The organism is Carnobacterium sp. (genome assembly GCF_032094055.1).
Lineage (GTDB): Bacteria > Bacillota > Bacilli > Lactobacillales > Carnobacteriaceae > Carnobacterium_A.
The window spans coordinates 1-25,597 of sequence record NZ_DAMDAK010000027.1; the positions used below are offsets into that span (position 1 = coordinate 1).

A 25,597-nucleotide genomic window follows, 5' to 3' on the forward strand; every position below is an offset into this window, starting at 1 on the left:
TTGTGACCCTAAAAAAGCATTAGTCTCAGCTGTAGAAGCTAAAGATGCGGTTACTCAATTAGCTGGTAAAGGCTTTTCTGCTACTCCTCAAGTCAATTGGCCTGAATTAATGGCATTTAAAGAAACGTTTACGAAGCCCGTCCCCAAAACTAGTCATGAAAGTTTGCGGTCAGCGGGGGTAGAAACCTTTACTGGCAGTGCTCAGTTTACGGAGGAAAAAACACTTCAAGTAAATGGAGATAAGTTGACAGCGGAACGCTTTGTCATTGCTGCGGGTGCTAAACCGTCTATTTTACCGATTGAAGGAAAAGAGCACTTCTTAACCAGTAATGATTTTCTATCTTTGCGAGAAATGCCTGAAACCCTTACTTTTGTCGGCGGCGGATATATTGCTTTTGAACTGGCAGCTATCGCTAATGCTGCAGGAGCTGAAGTTCATTTGATTCATCACAACGACCGTCCACTGAAAGCTTTTGATGCAGATTATGTAAAAGAAATCGTACATCAATTGGAAACAAAAGGCGTGACATTTCATTTCAACATTGACATTAAAAAAATTGAGAAAAAAGCCGACTCTTTCATTTTAACAGATGGAAAAGAGTTTGAATTGACCAGTGATCTAGTGTTTTGTTCGACCGGCCGGGTCCCAAATATAGATGAGTTGAAATTAGAAAATGCGGGGGTAACAGCTGACAAAAAAGGCATCAAAGTCAATGAGTATTTACAAACTAGCAATACGGCTATTTTTGCTTGTGGCGATGTGTTGTCGAAAAACCAGCCCAAACTGACACCTGTATCTACCTTTGAAGGAAGTTATTTGGTTCATTATCTGACAGGTGAAACAACAGAAAAAATTGCTTATCCAAGTATTCCAACCACAATTTTTTCCAGCCCTAAATTAGCTCAAACTGGAATAACGGCTGCAAAAGCATCTGAACAAGAAGAGGATTATGACATTTCGGATATTGATGCAACGTCTTGGTTCAGCTACCATCGGGTGAACGAACCCGTTTCGAAAATCAAAGTCATTACAGAACGTAAAACAGGATTATTAGTCGGAGCAACCTGCATCAATAAAAGAGCTGACGATTTAATCAATTTCTTGAGTATTTTGATTGATCAAAAAACACCAGCAGAGGATGTAGCACAGTTGATTTTGGCTTACCCAACCGTTGCTAGCGACTTAACGTCGATTTATGCTTAAATTTTATCTTTATGGAACTCCAGACCAAACTAAAAACATCTCCAGCAACGACTTCAGATCCGTTGCTGGAGATGTTTTATTTAGATGTTTAGTCGATTTTCAACAACATAGCGTTTACAGCTACGATCACTGTACTAAAGGACATGATAATGGCGCCTACTGCAGGGCTTAAGAGAATTCCCGCAAAAGCCAGCGCTCCTGCTGCTAAAGGAATTGCGACGATGTTGTAGCCAGCTCCCCACCATAAATTTTGAACCATCTTTTTAGAAGTATTTTTAGCTAGAGATAAGAAATGGAGAATATCTGCTGGATCGCTTTTGACTAGGATCACATCAGCTGAATCTACGGCTACATCGGTTCCGGCCCCGATCGCAACACCGACATTAGCTCTGACTAGGCTTGGCGCATCATTGACTCCATCTCCGACCATCATGACAACTAAACCGTTATTTTTGTATTCCTTAACGAGTTTTTCTTTGTCTTCAGGCAGTAATTCTGCATGGACATCATCGATTCCAAGTTGTTGAGCAACGGCAGCAGCTGCTTGCTGATTGTCGCCAGTTAACATGACCGGTTTGATGTTTTGAGCTTTTAAGGCTTGGATCATGGTTTTGGCTTCTGGTTTGATTTGATCGCCTTGTGCAACTAAGCCGATATTTTTATCGTTGACCAGCAAGAAGCTAACCGAATTACCTTTAGTGGACAATTCAGAAAAAAGTTGCTGATCGTAAGAGATACCTTTTTTAGTTAGATAAGCGACGCTGACGATCTTAACCGTTTGGTGATCAATGGTTCCTTTGATTCCCACACCCGGAATGGTTGAAGTGTCTGTTGCTGCAGGAGTGGTTAAGTTTAATTCTTCCAATTTTTTTAGCACTCCAATGGAAAGCGGGTGACTGGAGTCTTTTTCTAACGCTCCCATATATTCCAAAACGTCATTTTCAGTATAGTCCGTTGAAAAAGATTTAAAGGCTGAGACTGTAAAATTGCCTTCTGTTAAGGTTCCGGTTTTGTCCATCATAATGACATCCACTTTTTTTGCAACTTCTAAAGCTTGTCTGTTTTTGACCAACAACCCATTTTGAGCTCCTAAAGAAGTGGACCGGGCTGTTGCTAGTGGAATAGCCAAACCAAGGGCATGTGGACAAGCGATAATGAAGACGGTCACCATTCGTTCTAAAGCAATGTTCAGATCTTTTGTAACCGTTAGCCAAATAATAAAAGCTAAAATACCAACAGCTAAAGCTACATAGAAAAGCAATTTAGCAACTTTATCTGAAAGCGACTCTACTTTTGATTTTTCTTGTTGAGCGCTGCTAACGAGTGCCATGACTTGCGACAAGTAACCGGATTCGCCTGTTCCTGTCACATCGATGGAAATGGTTCCTGATCCGTTGATGGAACCTCCGATGACTTTGTCTTGCTCTTTTTTCGTAACATCTTTTGCTTCACCAGTGACCATGGATTCATTAACAGTTGTTTGTCCGTTAATAATAATTCCATCAGTCGGAATTTTTCCGCCGGCTTTTACAACGATTTTGTCTCCAACATGCACTTCTTTTAGCGCAACTTCAACAGTATTTCCTTCTTCATCAAGTACATTGGCTGTTCCAGGCAATAATTCGGCCATCTTTTGCAGAGCATTGCCCGCATTGCTAACAGCATTCATTTCAATCCAATGCCCAAGCAGCATAATTAAAATCAGCGTGGCCAGTTCCCAGAAGAAATCCATCACGTGATTTTGAGTGTGAAGGAGGTTATTAGCAATGAATGCATAAACACTGTAGAAATAAGAAACCGAAATTCCTAAAGAAATCAAGGTCATCATCGCTGGGTTTTTTCCTTGAAGCTCCATCTTGGCACCTTGTAAGAAAGGCATTCCGCCGTAAAAGAATAAAATAGAAGCTAAGATTAAAACGACCCAATCCGAACCATTAAAGGAAAATTGAAAAGGCAAGGCAACGCCCATCATTGGCGAAAGCAAAATAATCGGAATGGCCAAAATCAAAGAAATAAAAAATTTCTGTTTTAAGTTTCCCATATGCATCGAATGATCCATCGAACCGTGATCCATTTTACTATGGTTCATTGCTTCATGATTCATCTTGCTATGATCTACTTGTTCCATAGCCTGGTGTTTGGTATGGTCAGAATGGTTTGTAGGTTGTTTTTTATCAGACATCTGAATTCCTCCTTGATTACAAAAATCTATTTTGTTTACAAATGTAAACGTTCGTTACCTGAAGCTTACAATGTTCATTAAGAAATGTCAAATGATTTGCAGGTATTTAAAAAGACAAAAACTTAAATGCTGAAGCCTTTTTATTGATTTAGTAAGGTTCAATAACTCTACCAATCATTTTATGTGCATTTGAATCCATACAAGGTGTACAATAAATATGGAGACTAAATAGTGAGAGTAGGGATAAATGTGAGAAGAATTGTATTTGTGCGTCACGGGCAAAGTGAATGGAATGCGTTAAACCAATTTACTGGTTGGGTTGATGTGAATCTAAGTGATGCAGGAGTGAAAGAAGCTCATGAAGCAGGACATAAATTGAAAGAAGCAGGAATTGAGTTGGATATGGCGTTCACATCTGTTTTGAAACGTGCCATTAAGCCCTGCCATATCGTCTTAGAAGATTCTGATCAGCTTTGGGTGCCGGAAATCAAAACTTGGCGTTTAAACGAACGTCACTATGGAGCTTTGCAAGGCCTTAATAAAAAAGCGACGGCTGACAAATATGGGATCGAACAAGTTCAACTTTGGCGTCGGTCATATGATACGTTGCCTCCTTTATTAAAACCTGATGATCCTAATTCAGCTTTAAATGATCGTCGCTACGCTAATCTGCAAAAGCGTGTCGTTCCAATGGGAGAAGACTTGAAAACTACATTGGCAAGAGTTATTCCATTTTGGGAAGATCAAATTGCACCAGCTGTACTAGAGGGGAAAACTGTTTTAGTAGCTGCTCACGGGAATTCTTTGCGTGCTTTGGCAAAATACATTGAAGAAATTTCTGACGAAGATATCATGGAATTAGAAATACCGACTGGACAACCTCTTGTTTATGAATTAGATGATGAGTTGTCAGTGATCAAAAAATACTACCTTTAAGAAAAAACATTGAGCAATAGAAAAGAGGAGAGTGGGACAAAAGGCGTTTAGACTCGAAACTTCTACCTCGCATACCATATCCCTAAGCAGCTAAAGCTGCAAGGGCTAAGGCAACTGGAGCGAATAAGCGCAGTATGGTCACCGACCATCGAGCATTATTCGTGAAGTGGACGTCGAGCCTGCCTTTTGGAGCATGTTTAAGAAAAATAGTTAAGAAAAAGGGAAGAGGGTTGAGACTTAGTCTCGACCCTTTATTTTTTATAGATTGGATTTTATAAAAAAATAGAGAAAAGAAATGTTGAAAGATCAAGCAGCTCACAATTTTTGCTTTTGTTCTGCAGCGGCTAATAGGTATCTATCTCACAATAAAAGCTGAAAAACAGGCAGTAGTGTAGCTAGAGCCAGTTTAATGAACAATTCGACACAAAAAGATGGGTTTAAGTATTTGTTCCTTTTTTAGGGATCTTATCTAAAAAATAGATAAGCAAGTAAATAGAATAGACGACCGTTTTTTTACAGGTTATACTAAGAATAATTCAAATAATTTTTAGAGAGTTGATTAACAAGTGAAAGGTTGGATAAGATGAAAAATATTACAATACTAATTCCTGCCTATAACGAAGAAGCGATTATTGATCAGATGTATGAAAGACTGACAGCTGTTTGTGCAGCTTTACTGAATTATGAGTTTAATTTTTTATTTGTAAATGACGGCAGTTCTGATGGAACATTGGATAAGCTTAAGCAATTTAAAAAGCAGGATCAGCGAGTGCAGTATATTGATTTATCACGGAATTTTGGTAAAGAAATTGCTATGTTAGCGGGATTCGATCACATTCAAGGAGATGCAGCGATCATTATCGATGCTGATTTACAACAACCTCCTGAATTGTTTGGAGAAATGCTAGACTGGTGGGAAGCTGGTTACGATGATGTGTATGCTATCCGAAAAGCAAGAGAAGGCGAAAAATGGTTTAAAAAATGGGCTTCAAAAGTATATTATCAACTTTTACAAAAGGTAGCCAAAGAAAAAGTTTATCCGCAAGCAGGCGACTTTCGCTTATTAGACAAAAAATGTATCCAGGCGCTGACAACTTTGCGCGAGCAAGAACGTTATACAAAAGGGATGTACGGCTGGATTGGGTTTAAAAAGAAAGAAATTGCTTATGTAGCTGAACCTAGAGCGGCTGGTGAAAGCAAATGGAAGTTTTCAGAATTGGTCAAATTGGCTTTGGATGGAATTACTTCTTACAGCACAATTCCTTTGAAAATATGGTCTATCGTCGGTTTCGTTATTTCGTTATTTGCATTTGCGTATTTAATATTTGAACTAATAAAAACTTTGGCTTTTGGAACTGAAACAGCAGGCTATGCTTCTATTATTGCGGGGATTTTATTTCTTGGCGGTATTCAATTGATTTCATTGGGTGTAATCGGCGAGTATTTAGGACGAGTATTTATTGAAACAAAAGAACGGCCCTTATATTTTATTCAGGAATACTCAGAAGAAGAGGAAAAACAACAAAAATCGAATAGAGATGAAAGTGGTGCAAGATAAAAAAATGTCAACATTAAAAAGACTTTATCAAAAGAATGAAGAAATAATCAATTATCTAGTATTTGGAGGACTGACAACGTTAGTCAATGTGGTGGTATTTTTTGTATTTAATTCTTTATTAGATGTTCAGTACCTAATTGCAAATGCGATTTCTATTGTACTATCTATTCTATTTGCATTTTTTACAAACAAAAAATACGTCTTTAAATCTGAAACCATAACGACACAAGCTTGGTTGAAAGAGTTCCTTCTGTTCTGCAGCTTCCGCTTGGTTTCAGCTGGGTTCGATATGCTGAGTATGTGGATTTTGGTAGGCGGGCTTGAATTAGATTCAAATCTAGCCAAGTTGGCAACACAGTTTATTGTAGTGGTATTGAATTACTTCTTCAGTAAATGGTTTATTTTTAAATAGAAAGGAAGGGACGCCATGAATGCCTTTAACAAAAAGAGACGATCTCATCCTATCTATAGTTACACATTTTTGTTTATCATTATGGTGGCCTTGATTTATGGTTATTTTTTTATTGTGCAGAAGTCGTTTATCTGGGAAAGCGACGGATTTAGCCAACATTATTTGATCTTTAAAGAATACTTAGAAATCATTCGTAACTTCTTGCATCATCCTTCAGCAGGCATAGAACAATGGGACTGGAGTATTGGTTTAGGTGCGGATGTCATCGGTTCATATGGGTACTATGTTATTGGAGACCCTTTTGTTTATTTAGGGTTATTGTTCCCGGCCAGCCAAACGGAACTGGCGTTTCATGTTTTAATTTTATTACGGATGTATGCAATAGGCGGTTCTTTTTTAGTATTTTGCCGAAAAATAGAAGTTGATCTGCCTGGGGCTTTGATTGGTTCACTGATTTATACGTTTACTTATTATGTGGTATTGAGTGCTACACGGCATCCTTTTTTTCTGTTGCCGATGATTTTATTCCCATTGTTGTGTTTAGGAATGGAACGCATTTTGCATCGTCAGTCAAATGCTCTTTTTATAGGAAGTATCTTTCTGGGAGCGTTTAGTAATTTTTACTTTTTTTATATGTTGACTATTTTAATTTTTCTTTACGCGTTAGTACGTTATTTTCATTTATATGGCAGAAAAGAAATCAAAAGAATCCTTCCTTTCATTTGGACCGCTATTTATTCTTATGCTATTGGCGTCTTACTTTCCGGTATCGTATTTTTTCCAGTCGTTTGGAGTTTTTTGCAGTCTTCCAGAGAAGCTTCCAGCAAATTTGCGCAAGGATTATGGGTATATCCGGCAGAATATTATGTGGCTCTGATTCGGAATTTTTTTATTCCTGGTAGTTATTTATGGACTGCGCTTGGATTTTCGGCATTTGTCATGTTAGTGATTCCTTATATTATCCGCCATAAGAGAAAATTCAGTTTTATTGTCAGTCTATTATTTATCTTTGGATGTATGTTGCTACTACCGGCATTTGGCTCGATCATGAACGGCTTTTCCGGTCCATACAATCGTTGGACATTTGCACTGCCGTTTTTCTTAGCGTGGGGAGCGGCCTATTTGTATAATCAACGATTCCAGTTAATGAAGCGTGACTTAATGGCAATGGTTGCTTCGCTGCTTTTCTTTACTTTAGTCACTGGGATTTCTATTCGAGTAACGGGTTATCGCTTCATGTATCTGGCTCCACTGCTCTTTGCTTGGGCAATGTGGGGTGTCTTATTCATCATTTCCATCAAACGACAAAGACAAACATTACAGCCGTTCGATAAGCAAGGACTTTCCTTTTTATTACTAGCATTGATCATGGGAAATTTAGCTTATAATGCAATGGGGTATTATTATCCTTGGGGAAAAAATACAATGGAAACCTTACTTGACTATGGCACAGCAGACGAGGCATACTCAGCTACATTTGGCGGCGCTGAAAAATTGATTCAAGAACACGATAAAGAAATTTATCGAATAGGAGTTACTTCACAAGACAGAAAGATTAAAAATCAAATGATCTTATTAGAGAGAATGGGATTATCTTCCTATCTTTCAATTACAAACGGTCAAGTGGCTAATTTTGCTCGGCAATTAGAAAACGGACAGTTTCAATTGATCCAACCAGTTAGAAATGGATTTGATGACCGCAGCATTATGAATCATTTCTTGAGTGTGCAAGCGATTGTGACAGAAGAAAAAAATGAAAAGTACTTGCCTTATGGTTATCATGTTACAGCTAAAAAAGAAACGAAAGGCCGCTCCTTTATTGTAGCAGAAACTAGTTTAGCTTATCCTTTTGCTTATGCAGAATCAGTTTATTTGCCAGAATCTGATTTTGAAGAATTGAATCCCATTGAAAAAGAAGCCTTTTTATCTTATGGAACTGTGGTAAATGCAAAAGAAGGACTTACAGAGAAATTAGAGCTATTTGATGAGAAATTTGGAGTGAAATCTTTACCGATTGAAATGTCTTCAGATAATGAAACTAAGGTTGAACTAAGAGATCAACAAATTGTGGTCAAAGACCCGAATGGAAAAGTGAATATTACGATTAAAGACCCGAATGAAATAAATCAAACAGCCGTCTTTGTGTATTTAGAGGGATTGCATTTTGAACCAGTTCCGTCCAAAACCGGCTGTACTGAAAATGGGCGATCAGCGAAAAAGTATTTACCAATCAGATTTACTCAGTTTTAGTTCTTATATCCCGCGTAAGAAGATGCTGTTTCATTTAGGGTATCAAACAAGCAATCAAAAAAACCAAACGATCAGTTTGCAGTTCGATCGAATCGGCAGCTATGATTTGGCAAACATCCAAGTATTAACCCTGCCATTAGATGATGCTTACCAACAACGGGTCAAGGCTAAAAAGGAAAATGCGTTAACGATCACTACTTTCAAAAATGAAGAGATTAAAGGAACAGTTTACCAAGAAAAGGACAGTGTCTTAACGACAACGATCCCTTTTACAAGCGGCTGGCAAGCTGAAGTAAATGGGAAACCAGTCGATACGATCCGAGTGAACGAAGGTTTTGTTGGTGTGCCTTTAGATAAAGGCCAATCAAAAATTACCTTTACTTATCAAACACCCTTCTTAAAAGCTGGAATGGCAGCCACTTTCTTAGGAGTTCTATTGACAATCGTAAATCAAATGGTTCAACAAAAAAGAAGGAAAAATAATTAAAAATCCCTTAACTCATCTTTTGAAAATGTGAGTTAAGGGATTTTTGTTAGTCAGATTCGCTATAAATAGGAGCTTTTTCTTTTGCTAGTTCTATACTGACACCATAATGATCAGAAACGATTGGACTATTTAGTCCATTAAAGAAGACTTTAGAGATAAGAATATGGATAGGTTGGTTTGTAAAAATAAAATCAATTCTTAATGGTTCATTATTCTCAGACCACCCGTCAATATTTTTTTCAACGGTATATCCTGTATCTCGTTTTGCAGCCAAGTGAAAAGTATCAAACCATTTTTGGCATACCAGCTCATATCCTTCATTCTTAGCTTGAGCGGGGTTATTGAAATCACCCATTAAATAAACGGGTCCCGGCAAAGAATCGAAAACAGCAGAACATTTTAACCATTGATCTTTAAATGAATCATTTTCATCTTCCCACCAACCTAAGTGAAGGTTAAAATACCAACTATCTTCAATTTGAACGCCCAACACAAGACGCGTTTTATAATTCTCATATGCTTTACTTTTGGAAGCGTAAAAGGTTTTGATCTCTTGGATCGGATGAAGGCTCAAAAATGCTAAACCTTCATCATAAATATCGTAACCAATATGAGTCGGCTGCCAAGTCCAGGCATACCGTAATCCGGCTTGTTCCAATTTTTGCTGCACGAAGAAAGCAAAATTGTTTCGTTTGATTTGAATAGTAGACTCAGCAGCTTGATAAGCAAAGTGATTGGATACATCTATAACAGACTCATCAATGGATTGGTTTACTTCTTGGAAAGCAATCACATCAAATTGATTGGCTAGTATGGTTTCGACAAGCGCATCTAACTTAGTGTCCGGTTGTTCTTCTAACCAGCTGTGAGTGTTTAAAGTCAATAATTTCAACTATCTATTCTCCTAAAGCATCCAGGATATCTGATTTCAAGACGTCCGCTTTCGGACCATACACCGCTTGGATACCGTTATTTTTTTTGATCAGTCCTAAAGCGCCTAGTTTTTTCCAAGCAGATTCATCACCAACGATTGCTGGGTCTTTTACTGTGACCCGTAAACGAGTCATACAAGCATCGACATCAGAAATATTTGTTGGACCTCCTAAAAGAGTGATGATGTCTTGGACTTGTGCACTTGCTGCTGGAACAGCTTTTCCTGTTGAAACGGCAGCTGAATCAATAGCTTCTTCAGTCGAAGATTCATCAATATAGTTGCCTAAACGACCAGGTGTAGCAATTTTGAAACGGCCGATCAAGTAGTAAGAAACAAAATATGCAAGTCCAAAGAAAACGATACTGCTAAGGACAAAATTGATGACATCCCATGTTAAGCCAGCGTTGACCGACATCGGTACACGAGTTAGGAATTCTAAATTTCCAAACGAATGAACGCGTAAAGGAATAAGGTCAGCTAAAGCAAAAGACATTCCTTGAAGCACTGCATAAACAACGTATAAGAGAGGTGCTGCAAACATGAACATGAATTCAAGCGGTTCAGTCACTCCTGTTAAGAAAACCGCAATAGCTGCTGAAAAAAAGATGGATTTGTATTTTTTGCGTTTATCGACATCTGTACGGCGATACATAGCTAAAGCTACACCCATTAAAGTTCCACTGGCGCCAATCATTTGTCCAACTTTGAAACGAGCAGGGATAATAGACGTTAATAAATCATTATAGGCAGTCATATCACCGCTATTTTTTAAATTGACTAAATCGCTTACCCAAGCCAACCATAATGGATCTTGTCCAAATACTTGAGAGCCGGCATTAGCACCCGTTAAAATCGTATAGGTTCCGCCGAGAGCTGTATAGTTCACTGGAATGGTCAACATATGATGTAATCCAAAAGGCAGTAAGAGACGTTCTAATGTTCCATAAACGAATGGTGCTAAAACAGGAGCGGTATCAGCAGAAGTTGCGATCCATTGACCAAAATTGTTGATCCCTGTTTGAACCACTGGCCAAACAAGCGCTAAGCCGATAGGAACGATCACAGACCATAAGATGACTACGAAAGGAACAAAGCGTTTTCCGTTAAAAAAGGAAAGAGCTTCCGGCAATTTCCGGTAGTTGTAGTATTTATTAAAAACAATTGCTCCAACAAAACCTGAAATAATACCAACAAAAACGCCCATGTTTAAAGCAGGAGCACCAAGAACAGACGTAAAGTAGCCATCAACTAAAATTTCTGAACCAAATAAGGTTTTGGTCGTGGCACCTTCAGTAACCAGCATTTCTGACGAGATACCAAAAATAGAACCAGTAGTGATATTGATCAAAATAAAAGCTAACAAGGCTGCAAATGCTCCGCCAGCCCGTTCTTTAGCCCAAGAGCCCCCAATAGCAGCGGCAAAAAGAATATGTAAATTACCAATGACACCCCAACCTAAACTTTCCATCACATTTCCTATGACGGATAATAATTGAATATCGCCTCCAAACATGACGATCATTTTACCGATACTGATCATTAAGCCTGCAGCAGGCATAACAGCAATCACGACCATTAAAGCCTTTCCGAGTTTTTGCCAAAAATCAAATGAAAACATTTTTTTCATTTTTGTTCATCTCCTTAAATAAGTTAATTAATGCAAACGATTGCTTTAAGTATAAGTGCTTTAAAATGAAGTTGCAAGCGATTTCCGAGTAAGAGAACGAAATAAATAAGTTGTTACCGGTAACAGTTTTGCTTATTAAATTGCAGTGTTTAAAACTACTCTCTATAGTATTCAAAGGCTAATAGGGATAAAATTTGAACCGAATCGAAATTGACAACGCAATCGTTTGCGTTTATGATTGCGATAGAACATTAAAAAGTCTGCTGTACAGTTTAAGGTATACGAATAAAGCAGTTCGAGGAGGAAGAAAATGGAAAAAAAGCGATTATTTGAATTAGACGAATGGAAAATCAAAACACAAACATTGGATAAAGAACAAAGGAGATTACAAGAAAGTTTGACCAGTATTGGAAACGGTTATATGGGGATGAGAGGAAACTTTGAAGAGCGCTATTCAGGAGACCATCATCAAGGCAGTTACTTAGCTGGCGTTTGGTATCCAGATAAAACGCGTGTCGGCTGGTGGAAGAACGGTTATCCCGATTATTTTGGCAAAGTCATCAATTCCATGAATTTTATCCAATTGGATTTGTTTATAGATGGAGAGGCAGTAGACTTATATAGTGATACCATTCATGAATTTGAAATGGAGCTTGATATGCAGACGGGAATTTTATCGCGCCGTTACATCGTTGAGAAGAACGGAAAGCAAGTACAAGTTGAAGTTGAACGATTTGTCAGTCTGGCTCAAAAAGAATTGTGTGCGATTCGAATGAATGTAACAAGTTTGAATGAAGCCGTTGACGTACGTTTTGTGCCAGGTCTAGACGGCAACGTGACAAATGAAGATTCAAATTACGAAGAAAAGTTCTGGCTACCGGTAACGGCAATGAAAAACACGTTGATTGTTGAAACAAAACCAAATGACTTTGGGATTGAACAGTTTACAGTGGCTGCAACGATGTTAAATCGTACCGTTGGCGTTGAAAAAATTTGCGATACTGTATCGGATATGTGTGTCAATGAAGAGTTCGTTGGAAAACTAGCAGCAGGCGAACAAGTGTCTATTGAAAAGTTGATTATTTTGACGACTTCACGAGATAGTTCAAAAGAAGAAGTAGGAACGCGCAGCCAGGCGATGAGTGCTGATTTGGATTCTGTTTCTTTTGCAGAATTGAGAAAACAACACGCTGACTTATGGCAAGAGCGTTGGGCGAAAGCGGATGTGATCATTGGAGGCGATAGTGCTGCGCAACAAGGGATTCGCTACAATCTATTCCAATTATTCTCAACCTACTATGGTGAAGATGAGCGTTTAAACATTGGTCCGAAAGGCTTTACAGGCGAAAAATATGGTGGAGCAACGTACTGGGATACAGAAGCGTATGCTGTCCCATTGTACTTAGCGTTGACCGATCAACAAGTGACTAAAAATTTACTGACTTATCGCCACAATCAATTGCCGCAAGCTGAACACAACGCGCGCCAACAAGGGTTAAACGGAGCACTTTACCCAATGGTAACGTTCACTGGAGTTGAATGCCACAACGAATGGGAAATTACATTCGAGGAAATTCACCGCAACGGAGCGATGGCTTATGCTATTTACAATTATACAAATTATACCGGCGATGAAAGTTATTTGATAGATAAAGGGCTGGATGTTTTGGTTGGAATCAGCCGGTTCTGGGCAGACCGTGTCCATTATCATCAAGGAAAAGATCAATATATGATGCATGGAGTCACTGGTCCTAATGAATATGAAAACAATGTCAATAACAATTGGTACACAAACACGATTGCGGTTTGGACACTGAACTACACATTGGCTGCTTTAGAAAAAGTACCAAACAAAAAAGAGGCCTTAAATGTAACGAAAGCTGAAGTAAAAGAATGGAAAGCCATTATTGAAAAAATGTATTATCCGTATGATGCTGAAAAAGGTGTCTTTATCCAGCACGATACTTTTATGGACAAAGAATTGCGTCCGGTCACGGAGCTCGCTCCAAGCGAGTTGCCTTTGAGTCAAAATTGGTCGTGGGATAAAATCTTGCGTTCACCTTTTATCAAACAAGCCGATGTCTTGCAAGGGATTTATTTCTTTAAAGAAGAATTTTCTCAAGAAGAAAAACAACGAAATTTCGATTTCTATGAACCGATGACCGTTCATGAATCGAGTCTTTCACCAAGTATCCATGCGATTTTGGCAGCCGATTTACACCGAATGGACAAAGCGGTTGAATTGTACAGCCGTACAGCTCGATTGGATCTAGACAACTACAATAACGATACGGAAGATGGGCTGCACATTACATCAATGACCGGCAGCTGGTTAACGATCGTAGAGGGCTTTGCGGGTATGCGCACAGCGAATGAAACATTAGCGTTTGCTCCATTATTGCCGACAAACTGGACTCATTATGAATTCCACATCAATTACCGAAGACGCTTATTGAAAATCACTGTGACCCAAACCGCTACAACGATTGAATTAGTGATCGGTGATCCGTTAGAGATGAAAATCTACGAAGAAATTATTTTGTTAACCAGCCAATACAGTTGCGCAACAAAAGCTGCAAAAGTAACAGTACAGTAGGATAGGAAGGCGGAGAAAAGATGAAAGCTGTATTATTTGATTTAGACGGTATCTTGACAGACACAGCCGATTACCATTATCAAGCATGGAAGAAGCTAGGTGCAGAATTAGGAATTGAATTGGATGAAGCCTTTAATGAACAACTGAAAGGCATGAGCCGTACAGAGTCTTTAGCTTTGATCTTAGCTAAAGGCGGCTTGGAAGAACAGTTTACAGTTGCAGAAAAAGAGGCATTGGCAACGAAGAAAAATGGGGTCTATAAAAAAATGATCGAGCAAATGTCTGCTAAAGATATCTTGCCTGGAATCAAAACGTTATTAGATGAACTAAAAGAAAAAGGCGTTTTGTTGGGATTGGCTTCAGCGAGCCAAAACGGTCCCGTTATTTTAGAAAAGTTAGGACTCGAAGAATTATTTGATACGATCGTAGATCCGGCTAAATTATCTGCTGGAAAACCTCATCCGGAAATATTTGAAACAGGGGCTGAGCAATTGAATGTGTCGGTTCAAGAATGCATCGGAATCGAAGATGCAGCGGCAGGAGTTCAATCCATCAATAGTGCCGGTATGGCAGCAATAGCTGTTGGAGATGAAACAACGTTGGGAGCGGCTGCTAAAGTTGTGCCCTCGACGAATGAGTTGACTGTAGAATTGTTGACCGCTGTCTGGGCTGAGTCTGTTGGAATTCACTAAACGACGATTTGGTTGGATAGGCGATCAAGAAATAACAGAATACCAACTGACAACTACTAAAGGGGCCCTTTTTCGGTGTTTAAATTACGGAGCGGTCGTGACCGGTATTGAGGTACCCGATCGTAACGGAAACTGTGAAAATGTGGTATTGGGTTTCGATACACTAGAAGAGTACGTTCAGGACTCGCCTTACTTTGGTGCGTTAATCGGGCGTGTAGCGGGACGAATCAAAAATGGCGCATGGGGAACGCATCAATTGACTCAAAATGAAGGACTGCATCATATTCATGGCGGACAACCCAATTTCAGTCAAATTGTATGGGATGCTGAAGTGAATGAAGCTGCTGATTTTATCGATATTGTTTTTACTCATACAAGTCCAGCAGGAGACAATGGGTATCCCGGAAATGTAACGGTAAAAGTAACTTATCGATGGACTGAAAATGCTGTTTGGAATATGGTCATTCAAGCAGAAACGGATGCAGCGACGTTGTTTAATCCAACGAACCATACGTATTTCAACTTGAGTGGGACTGCAAAACGAACTATTTTAGACCATAAACTACAAATTTCCAGTGATGTTTATGCTGAAGTTGGTACTGACAAATGTCCAACGGGAAGGTTGTACCCAGTTGATGGAACACCTTATGATTTCCGAACGCCTATTTTTATGTGCGAAGCATTGGAAAAGCAACCTGCTGGTTATGATACACCCTTTAAATTGACGACAGGAGACATGCGGCTTAGCGAGCCGAAAAGCGGCCGGCAAGTAGCAATTCGTACGACTCGAGAAGCAGTCGTTGTTTTCTCGACAACAGGGATGGATGAAGATTATCTAGTAATGGGTAAGAAAATGTGCAGTCACTTGGGAATTGCTTTAGAAACCCAGGAGCTGCCGGATTCTGTTCATCATCCTCATTTTCAATCGATCGTTTTGAAACCAGGGGAACGGTACTTTTCACAAACAACCTATCATTTTTCTGCTTGAAAAGGCTTGCCAGTCGTTAGTTTCTAACTTATGATAAGAGAAAGAAATAAAGATACTAGAGGTTGAGGGAGTGAGCAGATGGCGATCACGATTAAAGATGTTGCAAAAAAAGCAGGTGTGGCGACTTCAACTGTTTCGCGAACGATTCAAGATCATCCCAGTATTAGCGAAAAAACGAAAAAGAAAGTTCGCTTAATAATGAAAGAACTTGGGTATCAACCTAATTTGGCCGCACGAGGCTTGGTAAATAAAAATACACGAACGATTGGAGTCATTTTGCCTGTATCTGGTGGGGCGGTCTTTCAGAACCCTTTCTTCTTAGAAATGATTCGCGGCATCAGCAAGACTTGTAACGAGAAAAAATACATGGTGGCGATTGCTTCAGGAACAACAGAAGAAGAATTGCTGGAAAGTATCCGAATGATGGCAAAAGGCGGTCGGGCAGACGGTTTTATCGTGTTATATTCTAAAAAAGAAGACCAAGTGATCAATTATCTGCACCAAGAGAATTTGCATTACGCTATTATTGGAAAACCTTATCAGTATGAAAATGAAATCTTATATGTTGATAACGATAACCAGCTAGCAGGAAAAGACGCAGCAAATTATTTGATTGGACTAAATCATCAAAAAATAGCCTATATTTGCAGCGATGTAGGTGAAATGGTTACAGCTGAACGACTATCTGGTTACCAACAGGCCTTGGTGGCAGCAGACATAGCCATTGACCCAACGTATATTGTAGCAGAAGCTTTTCAAGATACAGAAAATAAGCAGCAGCTGGCTTCGTTATTTCTGGCTGACGAACATCCAACGGCAGTAGTGGCGAGTGATGATATAGTAGCTATGAGTCTAACACATTTATTGAAAGACATCGGATTATCAGTTCCAAATGATATTTCAATCATCAGCTTCAATAATTCTATTTTTGCTGAGATGATCCAACCAGCGTTAACTTCTATCGACGTTCATATTGACTATTTGAGTAGTCAGGTAGTGGAGAAGTTGGTTGAGTTTATTGAAGGTAGACAAACAATAGCAATGAAAGTTATTTTACCGCATAAAATCATTGAACGAGATTCATGCAAGAGCAAAATAGAGTAAAACTGAAATTTTCAACAAAAAAACATTCTTACTTAAAAGAATGTTTTTTTATCTGATTTTTAGCGGTCTTTAATGGTATGGATTCGAATAATGTTGTCTAAATTAGATAAATCTTCTACGACAGTAGTGGAGTCAATTTTTTCTGACAAGCTGATCGTATACAGATTCAAATAAAGTGGGTTCGAAGGATCTTTTAAGTCAACGGAGTATTCTAAATCAACTAGCTGGATGTCTTTTTCATCAAAATACTTTTTGATTTCTTTTCGTGTTTTTTCTCGATGATGGTAATAAACTTCAATTTTTTTAAGATCTTCTATCCGGAAAAATCTTTTGATTAGCCGCAAAGTTGCTAGAATAATGATACAACCTGTGACAGCAATAAAATAATACCCCATACCAACAGCAATACCAAGCCCCGCAACGGCCCAGATAGAAGCCGCAGTAGTCAATCCAGTCACACTTCTTTTGGTAACAATGATGGTTCCGGCACCTAAAAATCCGATACCGCTGACAATTTGCGCTGTCATCCGTGTCATATCTGTGTTGAGGATCTGCAGCAAATCTGGGTTGACTAAAGCCATTTTAACAGTCGTATAAGTGGCTTGTGTCTGGATTAAAGCAATCAAAGCTGAACCGACAGCTACCAGAATATGAGTCCGAAGACCAGCGTTATGTCCGCGCGTTTCTCGTTCATAGCCGATGATACTTCCAAAAATAACCGCTGCGATCATGCGTCCGGTAATTTCAAAATAGTCTAATTCAAACATAGGGTCTACCAGCCTTTCACAAAAAAATTGAAGAAATGGGCGTTAAGTAGCTTTTAATTAAGTATAAACAAAAAAAAGTATTTCCCCTAATAAAAACCTTTAAAAAGATAGAAGCCAAGTCCACATATAGGTTTAGCTTCTATCTTTTTTGTACATATATGATTAAAGTTAAGCAAATGCTGTAAGGAAATGATAAAGCACACCAAGAGCTCCCGCAAACAGCATAATGTAAATCGGATTTAATTTGAATTTTCTTAAGATAACCAAACTTAATAAAAACAGAACGAAAGCAACCCAATTTAAATCAGCGAAGTGAATAGGAAAGGTATCATCATTGAATAAAGCAGTCAATAGAATAGAGAGACCGGCAGAAGCAATCAGAGCAACGACAGCTGGCCGCAGTCCTTTAATAATACCTTGAACCATGCTCAGTCCTTTATATTTATAATACAATGTGGCCAACGTCAAAACGAGTATAGCAGAAGGCGTTACACAACCCAATGTAGCAACTATAGCACCAGGCATTCCAGCAATTTTTGTTCCAACAAATGTTGCTGTATTGATTGCGATCGGACCAGGTGTCATTTGTGAAATCGTTAAAATATCAATAAATTCAGTTGAAGATAGCCATGGATGAACTTCAAGCACTTGCTCTTGAATCAGAGGAAGTGCAGCGTATCCGCCACCGAAACTAAACAATCCTACTTGGAAAAAACTCCAAAATAATTGTAAATAAATCAATTTACTTCTCCTCCTTTTTAGCTAGAAGGTTCGCGCGGTGAGTCGCATAAGCACCGATCAAGCCGCAAATAAATAGGATCAGAACAATATTAACATTAAAAATAGCTGTCGCAATAAAAGCTAGAAACATAACAACAATGGGCAAAGTATATTTTGCCTTTATAATATCAGAACTCATATTGATAACCACATCTACAATAACTGCAGCCACTCCTGCTTGCATACCAAATAAAAGGGCATTAATAATAGGGTTATCACGGAAAGCAATATAAAAGTAAGAAATTATTGTAATGATAATTAAAGGAGGAAAAATAGTTCCTAATGTTGCTATAAGAGCTCCAAGAAATCCAGCCATACGGTAACCAATAATAATGGACGTGTTCACAGCGATCGGTCCAGGAGCAGATTGCCCGATAGCCACTAAGTCCATCATTTCTTCCTCATCAATCCAATTTAATTCCTTAACGAATCGTTTCTGCATCAAAGGCACAATAATATAACCGCCGCCAAAGGTAAAGGCGCTTAATGTAAAAGTAGACGAAAATAATGTCCAATAAAATTTTTTGTCTTTTTCCAAAAAAACTTCCTCCTCAGTTCTATTTTTACTTATTTGGTTCTAGTATACATGAAAATCGATTGGTTTCAGAAAGATTTGCATATCCTATCTGGTTTTCCTGTTATGGTAATTAGGAGTCAAGCAACTGAATTGCAAAAACGAACAAACTATTTAATAATAATGAAGAATAAGAGAAAGAATAAATGTTAGTTAGCTTAATTCTTGGTTAATTTTAGAATGGAGAGAAGACGTAATGGGAACTTGGGAAATATTTACCATCATAGGAACCATTTCATTTTCATTGCAAGGTGGATTGATTGCAATGGAAAAAAAGTATGATTTATTCGGAGTGTACTTATTCGGGATTCTAACAGCCTTTGGTGGAGGAGCCATTCGCAGTATATTGATTGATGAACCAGACTATCAATTGTGGAATCAAAGTAAATTATTCTACATTTCAATTATAGCGATTACATTGATCTTGCTTTTTCCATCTATTTTTCTAGCAAGCAGAGAATTATGGGGAAATTTTTTTGATGCGATTGGTCTGATTGCTTTTTCAATTCAAGGTTCAATAGTAGCGGTGAAATTAGATTTGCCTGTTGGGGCGGTAGTGGTTTCTGCGCTAGTGACAGCAACTGGCGGAGGGATTTTGCGCGATTTGCTGTCACACCGGCAGCCAATCGTTTTAGGCGAAGTAATTTATGGATTATGGGTTCTTCTGATCGGGATATTCATTGGGATGAGATGGGCCACGACAACGACACATCTCTATCTGCTCTTTATTGTTTTTACTACCTTACGCATTTTATCTTTTGTATATCATTGGAAAATTCCTGTCCGCAAACTTAAGGAGTAGTAGAAAGAGCAAACAAATTTTTTACTTTCTTTTTAATAGCAAACTCCCTATACTTAACTTAATACTCGAAAGAAAGTAGGAGAAAAAATGGCGAAACAGTATGATTATATTGCTATTGGTGGCGGAAGCGGCGGGATCGCTTCAATCAACCGTGCAGGAATGCATGGAGCTAAAGGCGTTTTAATAGAAGGAAATGCCATCGGCGGTACCTGTGTGAATGTAGGGTGCGTACCTAAGAAAATTATGTGGCATGGAGCACAAATGATGGATGAAATGAATTTGTATGCACCAGATTACGGTATTGATATTCCATCAAAAAATTTAAACTTTGCCAAATTAGTTCAAAATAGAGAAACGTTTATTGAACGCCTGCACGGCAGTTATCAAAAAGGCTTAGACAGTAACGAAGTAGATTTCGTTCATGGGTATGCTAAGTTTATAGACAATAAAACCGTTGAAGTGAACGGGGAACAGTATACAGCCGATCATATTTTGATTGCTACCGGCGGAAAACCGGTGTTCCCAGATATTCCAGGTGCTGAATATGGAGTAGATTCAGATGGTTTCTTTGAAATGACGGAATTGCCCAAACGGACAGCTGTAGTAGGAGCTGGGTATATTGCAGTAGAATTAGCGGGTGTTCTGCATGGATTAGGATCAGATACACACTTATTTGTTCGCCAACATGCTCCTTTGCGCAACTTTGATTCCATCATCGTAGAAGGATTAGTTGAAACAATGGAACGGGAAGGCGCAACTTTGCATACGTATGCAGTCCCCGAAAAAGTTGAAAAAAATGAAGACGGCAGTTTGACTCTTCATTTAGAAGATGGAACAGCGCACGAAACCGATGCTATTATTTGGGCGATCGGCCGGGAGCCAAACACAAGTAATTTGAATTTGGCAGCGACAGATGTGGCTGTAAATGATGGAGGTTATATCAAAGTAGATGAATTCCAAAACACATCCGTCAAAGGAATTTATGCTATCGGCGATGTTACAGGGCATATTGAACTGACTCCTGTTGCAATTGCGGCCGGGAGACGTTTATCTGAACGCTTATTTAACAATAAACCGATGGAGCATTTGGATTACAATAACGTCCCCACAGTTGTCTTTACCCATCCGCCAATCGGTACGGTTGGAATGACGGAAGAACAAGCAATTGATCAATATGGCCAAGCGCAAATCAAAACATATGAAACGCGTTTTACAGCCATGCACAGTTCTATTACTGAAAATAGACAAAAGACTTATATGAAACTGGTTTGTTGTGGACCAGAAGAAAAAGTTATCGGTTTGCATGGAATGGGCGCCGGTATGGATGAAATGCTGCAAGGATTTGCAGTAGCTATCAAAATGGGAGCAACGAAAGCTGACTTCGATGACACAGTAGCTATCCACCCGACTGGAGCAGAAGAATTCGTAACCATGAAATAATCAAGATGAACAGAGCAAAGGCAAAGGTTGATCCTTAAAATAAGTATCTAAATTGCAAAGCGTCTAGGTCACACAACTCAATTAAGAAGAGATGCGAAAAACGTAGAAAGCGCCAAAAATATTTGGCAGCTTCCTACGTTTTTTTTACTATGTTTAACTTTTGAGCCTGCTTTTCTTGTTCGGACAAAATCCTTATCTAATCTAAATTGAGCGAATTCGTTTGTTCCATTTTTTAAAGAGCATCAGACAGATTTAAACCATTCACCTTCAGGGGTATAGTTGATCACATCTCCATTTTTAAAATAAAGAGCTAATGAGTGTTGTTCTTGGTTGCGTTTGATTTCGCGTACATTTTCTTTGGCGTATACTGTGGGGTCGCTTAGAGCCTCCATGTGTCGTGCATAAACCAGACTGAGTCGTTCGATTTGATTTTCATCCAATTGATCGTATCCTTTGACTTGATCCCATTCCATATAAGATTCTCCTCTCTTATTTTCTTTCATAGTTTCATTATACAAGGACTGTCCCTAAAACGATAACAAAACGCAGACCTCTTAAAAAAATCAGCTACACTATCCTTGATTATAGTTGTGCACAATTTGTGGATAACTATGTTCATAAGCTGTGGTTAAACTGAATAAACCTAAAATACAGAACAATTAAGCTTGAAATAATAAGAACTAGTTTACGAAATAGTTTAGTTATCCACAAAAATTAGTGGATAACTTTAAAAAAATATGTGGAAAAACCATTTTATAGGTTATAGGTTTAGCGGTCCTAGAAAAATAATTTTCCCTTAACTTAATGGGTTATTATGGAAGAGGTTGCTGCCTTTGGATAGCTTCTTTTAAGGCTTTTTGCATCATACCGATGCCGCCTCGATTAATTAAAGGAAACGAAAGAGTAGTTTCCTTACTCACAATAGAGTTCAGTAAGAAAACAAATTTTTTACCACCCAGGACAGTGATGGCAGTTTCTTTTACAGCTAAACTTTGCCATTGTTTTTTCAACGTTCCCAATAGAATTGTGTTTGCGTTCACGCCTTTTAGGGTGAAACGGACATCATAGGTATGAGGAACTGCATCACTTGGCCTTAAAAAGCCATAGAAAGGAGAGAGTATCACATACTCAAGTCCGAACTGTTCTGCATATTGTCGACAAAGCTTGTGAAAAGTTCCTGTATAGGCTTCATCGGCCGAAACGGTTTTTATATCTGGATTTTTATCCCAAATTTTAGGTTTTCCACTAGGAATAATTAACATTTTTATCACTTCCATTAAAGATATTTGTATCAGCTTGCCAAAAAAGAAAGTTTAAGCAAAAAAGATCATAAGTAGTATTTAAACTAGTTATACTACTGCTAAGACTAGTTAAACACGAACGATTAATTATAATAAAAAGAAATAGTTAATTTGTTCGTTGTGTTTATCAAAAAAATCATTTATACTGATGAAGATAAAGGAATATACTCTAATATAATTAAGCGATATGGGCTTTAAGTTTCTACCGGACACCGTAAATGTTCCGACTATTAGTAGGATAAGCGCTTTTTTTGTTTGTCCTTAAATAGTCGAATCAGAACGGTTGGCAGAGTGCTAACTGTTTTTTGTGATTGTACCAGTAGTTAACCTCTTACTCTATCTTCATGAGCGTTATCTTCTCATAAAGTTGATTATACTAGATAAAGAAGCTCCATTTCTTTTTGTATTTCTTTTCAAATATAAATAGGGTGGGAATAGAAAAGATGGAAAATTTTTTTAAATTGAAAGAAAACGAAACAACTGTTTCAACAGAAATCATGGCAGGAGTCACTACTTTTTTCGCAATGTCCTATATTATATTTGTTAACCCCGCAATTTTATCGTTAACGGGCATGCCTTCACAAGCTGTTTTTTTAGCTACGCTGGTTGCATCTGCAATTGGCACATTGGTTATGGGACTTTTTGCAAATGTACCTTACGCCCAAGCTCCCGGTATGGGCTTGAATGCTTTTTTTACATATACAGTCGTTTTTGCTTTAGGTTTTACTTGGCAAGAAGCCTTAGCAATGGTGTTTATTTGTGGACTATTTAATATTTTTATTACGGTAACAAAGATACGAAAATTGATCATCAAATCGATTCCTGAATTAATCCAACATGCGATTGGCGGAGGTATCGGGGTATTTGTTGCGTATATCGGCATTAAAAATGCTGGATTTCTAAAGTTTACTTCTGAAACTCCCAATATCCAATCTGTCAATAATACTCCTTTTGATGCTGCAACGTCTACTTATGAAGGCGGCATTACCAGCGTAGTAACAGACGGCGGTATCGTTCCCGGGCTAGTGGATTTCACTAGCAAGGGTACTTTATTGGCTTTGATTGGCTTGATCATCACAGTAGTGTTGATTGTTTTAAATGTCCGAGGGGCAGTTTTGATTGGTATCATCGCTACGACACTGATCGGTATTCCGATGGGGATTGTGGATTTATCAGCAATCTCGGATCCTGATAATTCATTAGGAAATGCTTTTTCTGAATTGACAGTAACGTTTGGAGCTGCATTCGGAACAGAAGGCATGCAAGCTCTATTCTCAGATGTCACTCGTTTGCCATTAGTATTGATGACGATTTTTGCTTTCAGTTTATCGGATATTTTTGATACGATCGGGACATTTATTGGAACAGGACGTAAAACAGGAATTTTTACTGCAGAAGATGAAGCAGCTTTAGACAATAGCTCAGGAGTCAAATCAAAAATGGATAAAGCTTTGTTTGCAGATGCGATTGCAACTTCTGTAGGGGCCATTTTTGGTACTTCCAATACGACTACGTTCGTCGAAAGTGCAGCTGGAATTGGAGCAGGCGGACGGACCGGTTTGACCAGTGTGGTAGTAGCGGTTCTTTTCTTATTAGCTAGTTTTTTCTCTTCTTTGATCGCGATTGTTCCCACACAAGCCACTGCGCCTTCACTGATTATTGTCGGTATCATGATGATGTCTTCATTCTTGGAAATCAAATGGGATGATTTAGAAGAAGCAATTCCAGCATTCTTTACTTCCATTTTTATGGGATTGGCTTACAGCATTTCTTATGGAATTGCAGCTGGTTTTATCTTTTATGTTATTGTAAAAGTAGCCAAAAAGAAAACACATGAAATTCATCCCGTTCTATGGATCTCTACTGGTCTGTTTATTTTAAACTTCATCGTCTTAGCCTTTATTTAATGATTTAAAAAAATAGAATTTCGCTGTCTCCATTGCCTTCAGAACATGGTAAACTGAAAGCTATGGAGGCAGTTTTATTTTACCATAGGGTATGTTAAAATTTTTTCATTCACTGTCTAGTAAGCCCGTTTTGCCTCGCGGAAATTAGAAAAAGGAGATAAAAATATGACGCCTTTCACAGAACAGGTTCTTTGCATTTTAAAGCACATTCCAGCTGGAAAAGTAATGACTTATGGACAAGTAGCAGCACTCGCCGGCAGTCCGAGAGGAGCACGCCAAGTTGTTAGGATACTGCATTCCATGAGTAAAAAGCACGATCTGCCTTGGCATCGAGTGATCAATGCTAAAGGAGAAATTGGAATGACCGATCCGGAAGGAAAGTTCACTCAGAAAGAGAAATTAATGGCTGAAGGAATACATTTTACAACGTCTGGAACAATAGATCTAACAACCTACCGTTATCAGCCTCCATTTCAAAATGAACACGAAAAATCAACACACGTTGAAAAGAGCTAAAATAACGAGAGCAGCTCATCAAATTCTTTGCTTTGCTTATAAGAGAAAGATATAATCAACTTAATAATGAATGGTAGCGCACTAATATTTTTTTACTTAAGGGAAGGAAGGTAACAGCGATGGATAATGATAACGTAAAAAAGCAGCAGCTGAAAGAAACCTTTTTTACAGAAAATGAATCAACTGTTTTGGAAAAGATGCAATCAACTAAGGAAGGGTTGACTTCTCAGGAAGCAGAAAAAAGAATTGCCGACTATGGACCCAATCAGTTGGATGAAGGAAAAAGTAAAAGCTTATTGATGAAGTTTCTGGAACAATTTAAGGACTTTATGATCATAGTCTTGTTGGCAGCGGCATTAATTTCCGGTATTTTTGGGGATGTAACAGATTCGATCATTATCCTTGTTGTGGTAGTATTGAATGCTGTTTTAGGGGTGTTTCAGGAAGCGAAAGCTGAAGAAGCCATTAACGCGCTGAGAGAAATGTCGTCACCTGAAGCACGAGTAAGAAGAGACGGAGCAGTGATCTCATTAAAAAGTG

The 25,597-nt window shown here is 38.5% G+C and carries 23 protein-coding genes and 1 riboswitch; of the genes, 15 read left to right on the forward strand and 8 right to left on the reverse strand.

The genetic code is table 11. The annotated features are described in order from the left end of the window. The coding region (locus RT405_RS05870) for an NAD(P)/FAD-dependent oxidoreductase (protein ID WP_313468361.1) at positions 1 to 1,204 on the forward strand (1,204 nt) is incomplete at its 5' end. 88 nt (positions 1,205 to 1,292) lie between these two features. Here the strand turns inward: RT405_RS05870 and RT405_RS05875 are convergent. Continuing rightward, the gene (locus tag RT405_RS05875; RefSeq protein ID WP_396163355.1) at positions 1,293 to 3,386 is read right to left on the reverse strand and encodes a heavy metal translocating P-type ATPase; all 2,094 of its coding nucleotides are present in this window, start codon (positions 3,384 to 3,386) and stop codon (positions 1,293 to 1,295) included. Positions 3,387 to 3,635: 249 nt separating this feature from the next. Here RT405_RS05875 and gpmA point away from each other — a divergent pair, with 249 nt between their 5' ends. The 5 genes from gpmA (at position 3,636) to RT405_RS05900 (ending at position 9,029) form a co-directional block, all read left to right on the forward strand. After that, complete coding sequence (gpmA, locus tag RT405_RS05880; protein ID WP_313468404.1) at positions 3,636 to 4,322, forward strand: 2,3-diphosphoglycerate-dependent phosphoglycerate mutase; 687 nt, start codon at positions 3,636 to 3,638, stop codon at positions 4,320 to 4,322. A gap of 583 nt (positions 4,323 to 4,905) precedes the next feature. Further along, complete coding sequence (locus RT405_RS05885; protein WP_313468363.1) at positions 4,906 to 5,880, forward strand: glycosyltransferase family 2 protein; 975 nt, start codon at positions 4,906 to 4,908, stop codon at positions 5,878 to 5,880. Between the two features lie 4 nt (positions 5,881 to 5,884). Further along, positions 5,885 to 6,292 (forward strand): GtrA family protein, encoded by a 408-nt coding sequence (locus RT405_RS05890; protein WP_313468365.1) that lies wholly within the window; start codon positions 5,885 to 5,887, stop codon positions 6,290 to 6,292. 15 nt (positions 6,293 to 6,307) lie between these two features. Then, on the forward strand, positions 6,308 to 8,542 hold the full coding sequence (locus RT405_RS05895) for a YfhO family protein (RefSeq protein WP_313468367.1): 2,235 nt from the start codon (positions 6,308 to 6,310) through the stop codon (positions 8,540 to 8,542). Next, positions 8,493 to 9,029: a YfhO family protein gene (locus RT405_RS05900; protein ID WP_313468369.1), complete on the forward strand. Its 537-nt coding sequence runs from the start codon at positions 8,493 to 8,495 to the stop codon at positions 9,027 to 9,029. The genes RT405_RS05895 and RT405_RS05900 overlap by 50 nt, the downstream gene beginning before the upstream one ends. A 46-nt stretch (positions 9,030 to 9,075) precedes the next feature. Here the strand turns inward: RT405_RS05900 and RT405_RS05905 are convergent, their stop codons facing one another. Together RT405_RS05905 and RT405_RS05910 are read right to left on the reverse strand one after the other, a co-directional pair. Further along, complete coding sequence (locus RT405_RS05905; protein ID WP_313468371.1) at positions 9,076 to 9,921, reverse strand: endonuclease/exonuclease/phosphatase family protein; 846 nt, start codon at positions 9,919 to 9,921, stop codon at positions 9,076 to 9,078. A 4-nt stretch (positions 9,922 to 9,925) separates the two neighbouring features. Then, positions 9,926 to 11,590: a PTS transporter subunit IIBC gene (locus RT405_RS05910; RefSeq protein ID WP_313468373.1), complete on the reverse strand. Its 1,665-nt coding sequence runs from the start codon at positions 11,588 to 11,590 to the stop codon at positions 9,926 to 9,928. Between the two features lie 310 nt (positions 11,591 to 11,900). Here RT405_RS05910 and RT405_RS05915 point away from each other — a divergent pair, with 310 nt between their 5' ends. The 4 genes from RT405_RS05915 to RT405_RS05930 all read left to right on the forward strand — a co-directional run bounded on the left by RT405_RS05915 (position 11,901) and on the right by RT405_RS05930 (position 16,970). Beyond that, positions 11,901 to 14,186 (forward strand): glycoside hydrolase family 65 protein, encoded by a 2,286-nt coding sequence (locus RT405_RS05915; RefSeq protein ID WP_313468375.1) that lies wholly within the window; start codon positions 11,901 to 11,903, stop codon positions 14,184 to 14,186. Between the two features lie 20 nt (positions 14,187 to 14,206). Then, positions 14,207 to 14,878, forward strand: coding sequence for a beta-phosphoglucomutase (pgmB, locus tag RT405_RS05920; RefSeq protein ID WP_313468377.1), 672 nt, complete (start codon positions 14,207 to 14,209; stop codon positions 14,876 to 14,878). Beyond that, the gene (locus RT405_RS05925; protein ID WP_313468379.1) at positions 14,865 to 15,866 is read left to right on the forward strand and encodes an aldose epimerase family protein; all 1,002 of its coding nucleotides are present in this window, start codon (positions 14,865 to 14,867) and stop codon (positions 15,864 to 15,866) included. The genes pgmB and RT405_RS05925 overlap by 14 nt, the downstream gene beginning before the upstream one ends. Positions 15,867 to 15,944: 78 nt before the next feature. Beyond that, entirely contained in the window at positions 15,945 to 16,970 is a 1,026-nt protein-coding gene (locus tag RT405_RS05930) for a LacI family DNA-binding transcriptional regulator (protein ID WP_313468381.1), read from the forward strand. Between the two features lie 59 nt (positions 16,971 to 17,029). Here the strand turns inward: RT405_RS05930 and RT405_RS05935 are convergent, their stop codons facing one another. The 3 genes from RT405_RS05935 to RT405_RS05945 all read right to left on the reverse strand — a co-directional run bounded on the left by RT405_RS05935 (position 17,030) and on the right by RT405_RS05945 (position 19,055). Continuing rightward, positions 17,030 to 17,737: an MgtC/SapB family protein gene (locus RT405_RS05935; protein WP_313468383.1), complete on the reverse strand. Its 708-nt coding sequence runs from the start codon at positions 17,735 to 17,737 to the stop codon at positions 17,030 to 17,032. Positions 17,738 to 17,905: 168 nt separating this feature from the next. After that, on the reverse strand, positions 17,906 to 18,478 hold the full coding sequence (locus RT405_RS05940; protein ID WP_313468385.1) for a chromate transporter: 573 nt from the start codon (positions 18,476 to 18,478) through the stop codon (positions 17,906 to 17,908). A gap of 1 nt (position 18,479) precedes the next feature. After that, on the reverse strand, positions 18,480 to 19,055 hold the full coding sequence (locus tag RT405_RS05945) for a chromate transporter (protein ID WP_313468387.1): 576 nt from the start codon (positions 19,053 to 19,055) through the stop codon (positions 18,480 to 18,482). Positions 19,056 to 19,287: 232 nt separating this feature from the next. On the opposite strand from RT405_RS05945, the gene RT405_RS05950 reads away from it, so the two are divergent. Both RT405_RS05950 and gorA read left to right on the forward strand, forming a co-directional pair. Beyond that, positions 19,288 to 19,893: a trimeric intracellular cation channel family protein gene (locus RT405_RS05950; protein ID WP_313468389.1), complete on the forward strand. Its 606-nt coding sequence runs from the start codon at positions 19,288 to 19,290 to the stop codon at positions 19,891 to 19,893. A gap of 87 nt (positions 19,894 to 19,980) precedes the next feature. Next, positions 19,981 to 21,333, forward strand: a complete 1,353-nt coding sequence (gene gorA, locus RT405_RS05955) for a glutathione-disulfide reductase (protein WP_313468391.1) — start codon at positions 19,981 to 19,983, stop codon at positions 21,331 to 21,333. Between the two features lie 242 nt (positions 21,334 to 21,575). Here gorA and RT405_RS05960 read toward each other — a convergent pair whose 3' ends face one another. Next, positions 21,576 to 21,806, reverse strand: coding sequence for a glutathione reductase (locus RT405_RS05960; RefSeq protein ID WP_313468393.1), 231 nt, complete (start codon positions 21,804 to 21,806; stop codon positions 21,576 to 21,578). A gap of 339 nt (positions 21,807 to 22,145) precedes the next feature. Then, the gene (locus tag RT405_RS05965) at positions 22,146 to 22,595 is read right to left on the reverse strand and encodes a DUF6884 domain-containing protein (protein WP_313468395.1); all 450 of its coding nucleotides are present in this window, start codon (positions 22,593 to 22,595) and stop codon (positions 22,146 to 22,148) included. Between the two features lie 189 nt (positions 22,596 to 22,784). Then, positions 22,785 to 22,884, forward strand: a riboswitch (purine riboswitch). Positions 22,885 to 23,077: 193 nt separating this feature from the next. On the opposite strand from RT405_RS05965, the gene RT405_RS05970 reads away from it, so the two are divergent. From RT405_RS05970 to RT405_RS05980, 3 genes are all read left to right on the forward strand, one after another. Next, positions 23,078 to 24,541, forward strand: coding sequence for an NCS2 family permease (locus tag RT405_RS05970; protein ID WP_313468397.1), 1,464 nt, complete (start codon positions 23,078 to 23,080; stop codon positions 24,539 to 24,541). Positions 24,542 to 24,706: 165 nt separating this feature from the next. Then, positions 24,707 to 25,057, forward strand: coding sequence for an MGMT family protein (locus tag RT405_RS05975; protein WP_313468398.1), 351 nt, complete (start codon positions 24,707 to 24,709; stop codon positions 25,055 to 25,057). Between the two features lie 119 nt (positions 25,058 to 25,176). Next, positions 25,177 to 25,597, forward strand: a 421-nt coding sequence (locus tag RT405_RS05980; RefSeq protein WP_313468399.1) for a cation-transporting P-type ATPase, incomplete at its 3' end; no start/stop codon positions are given.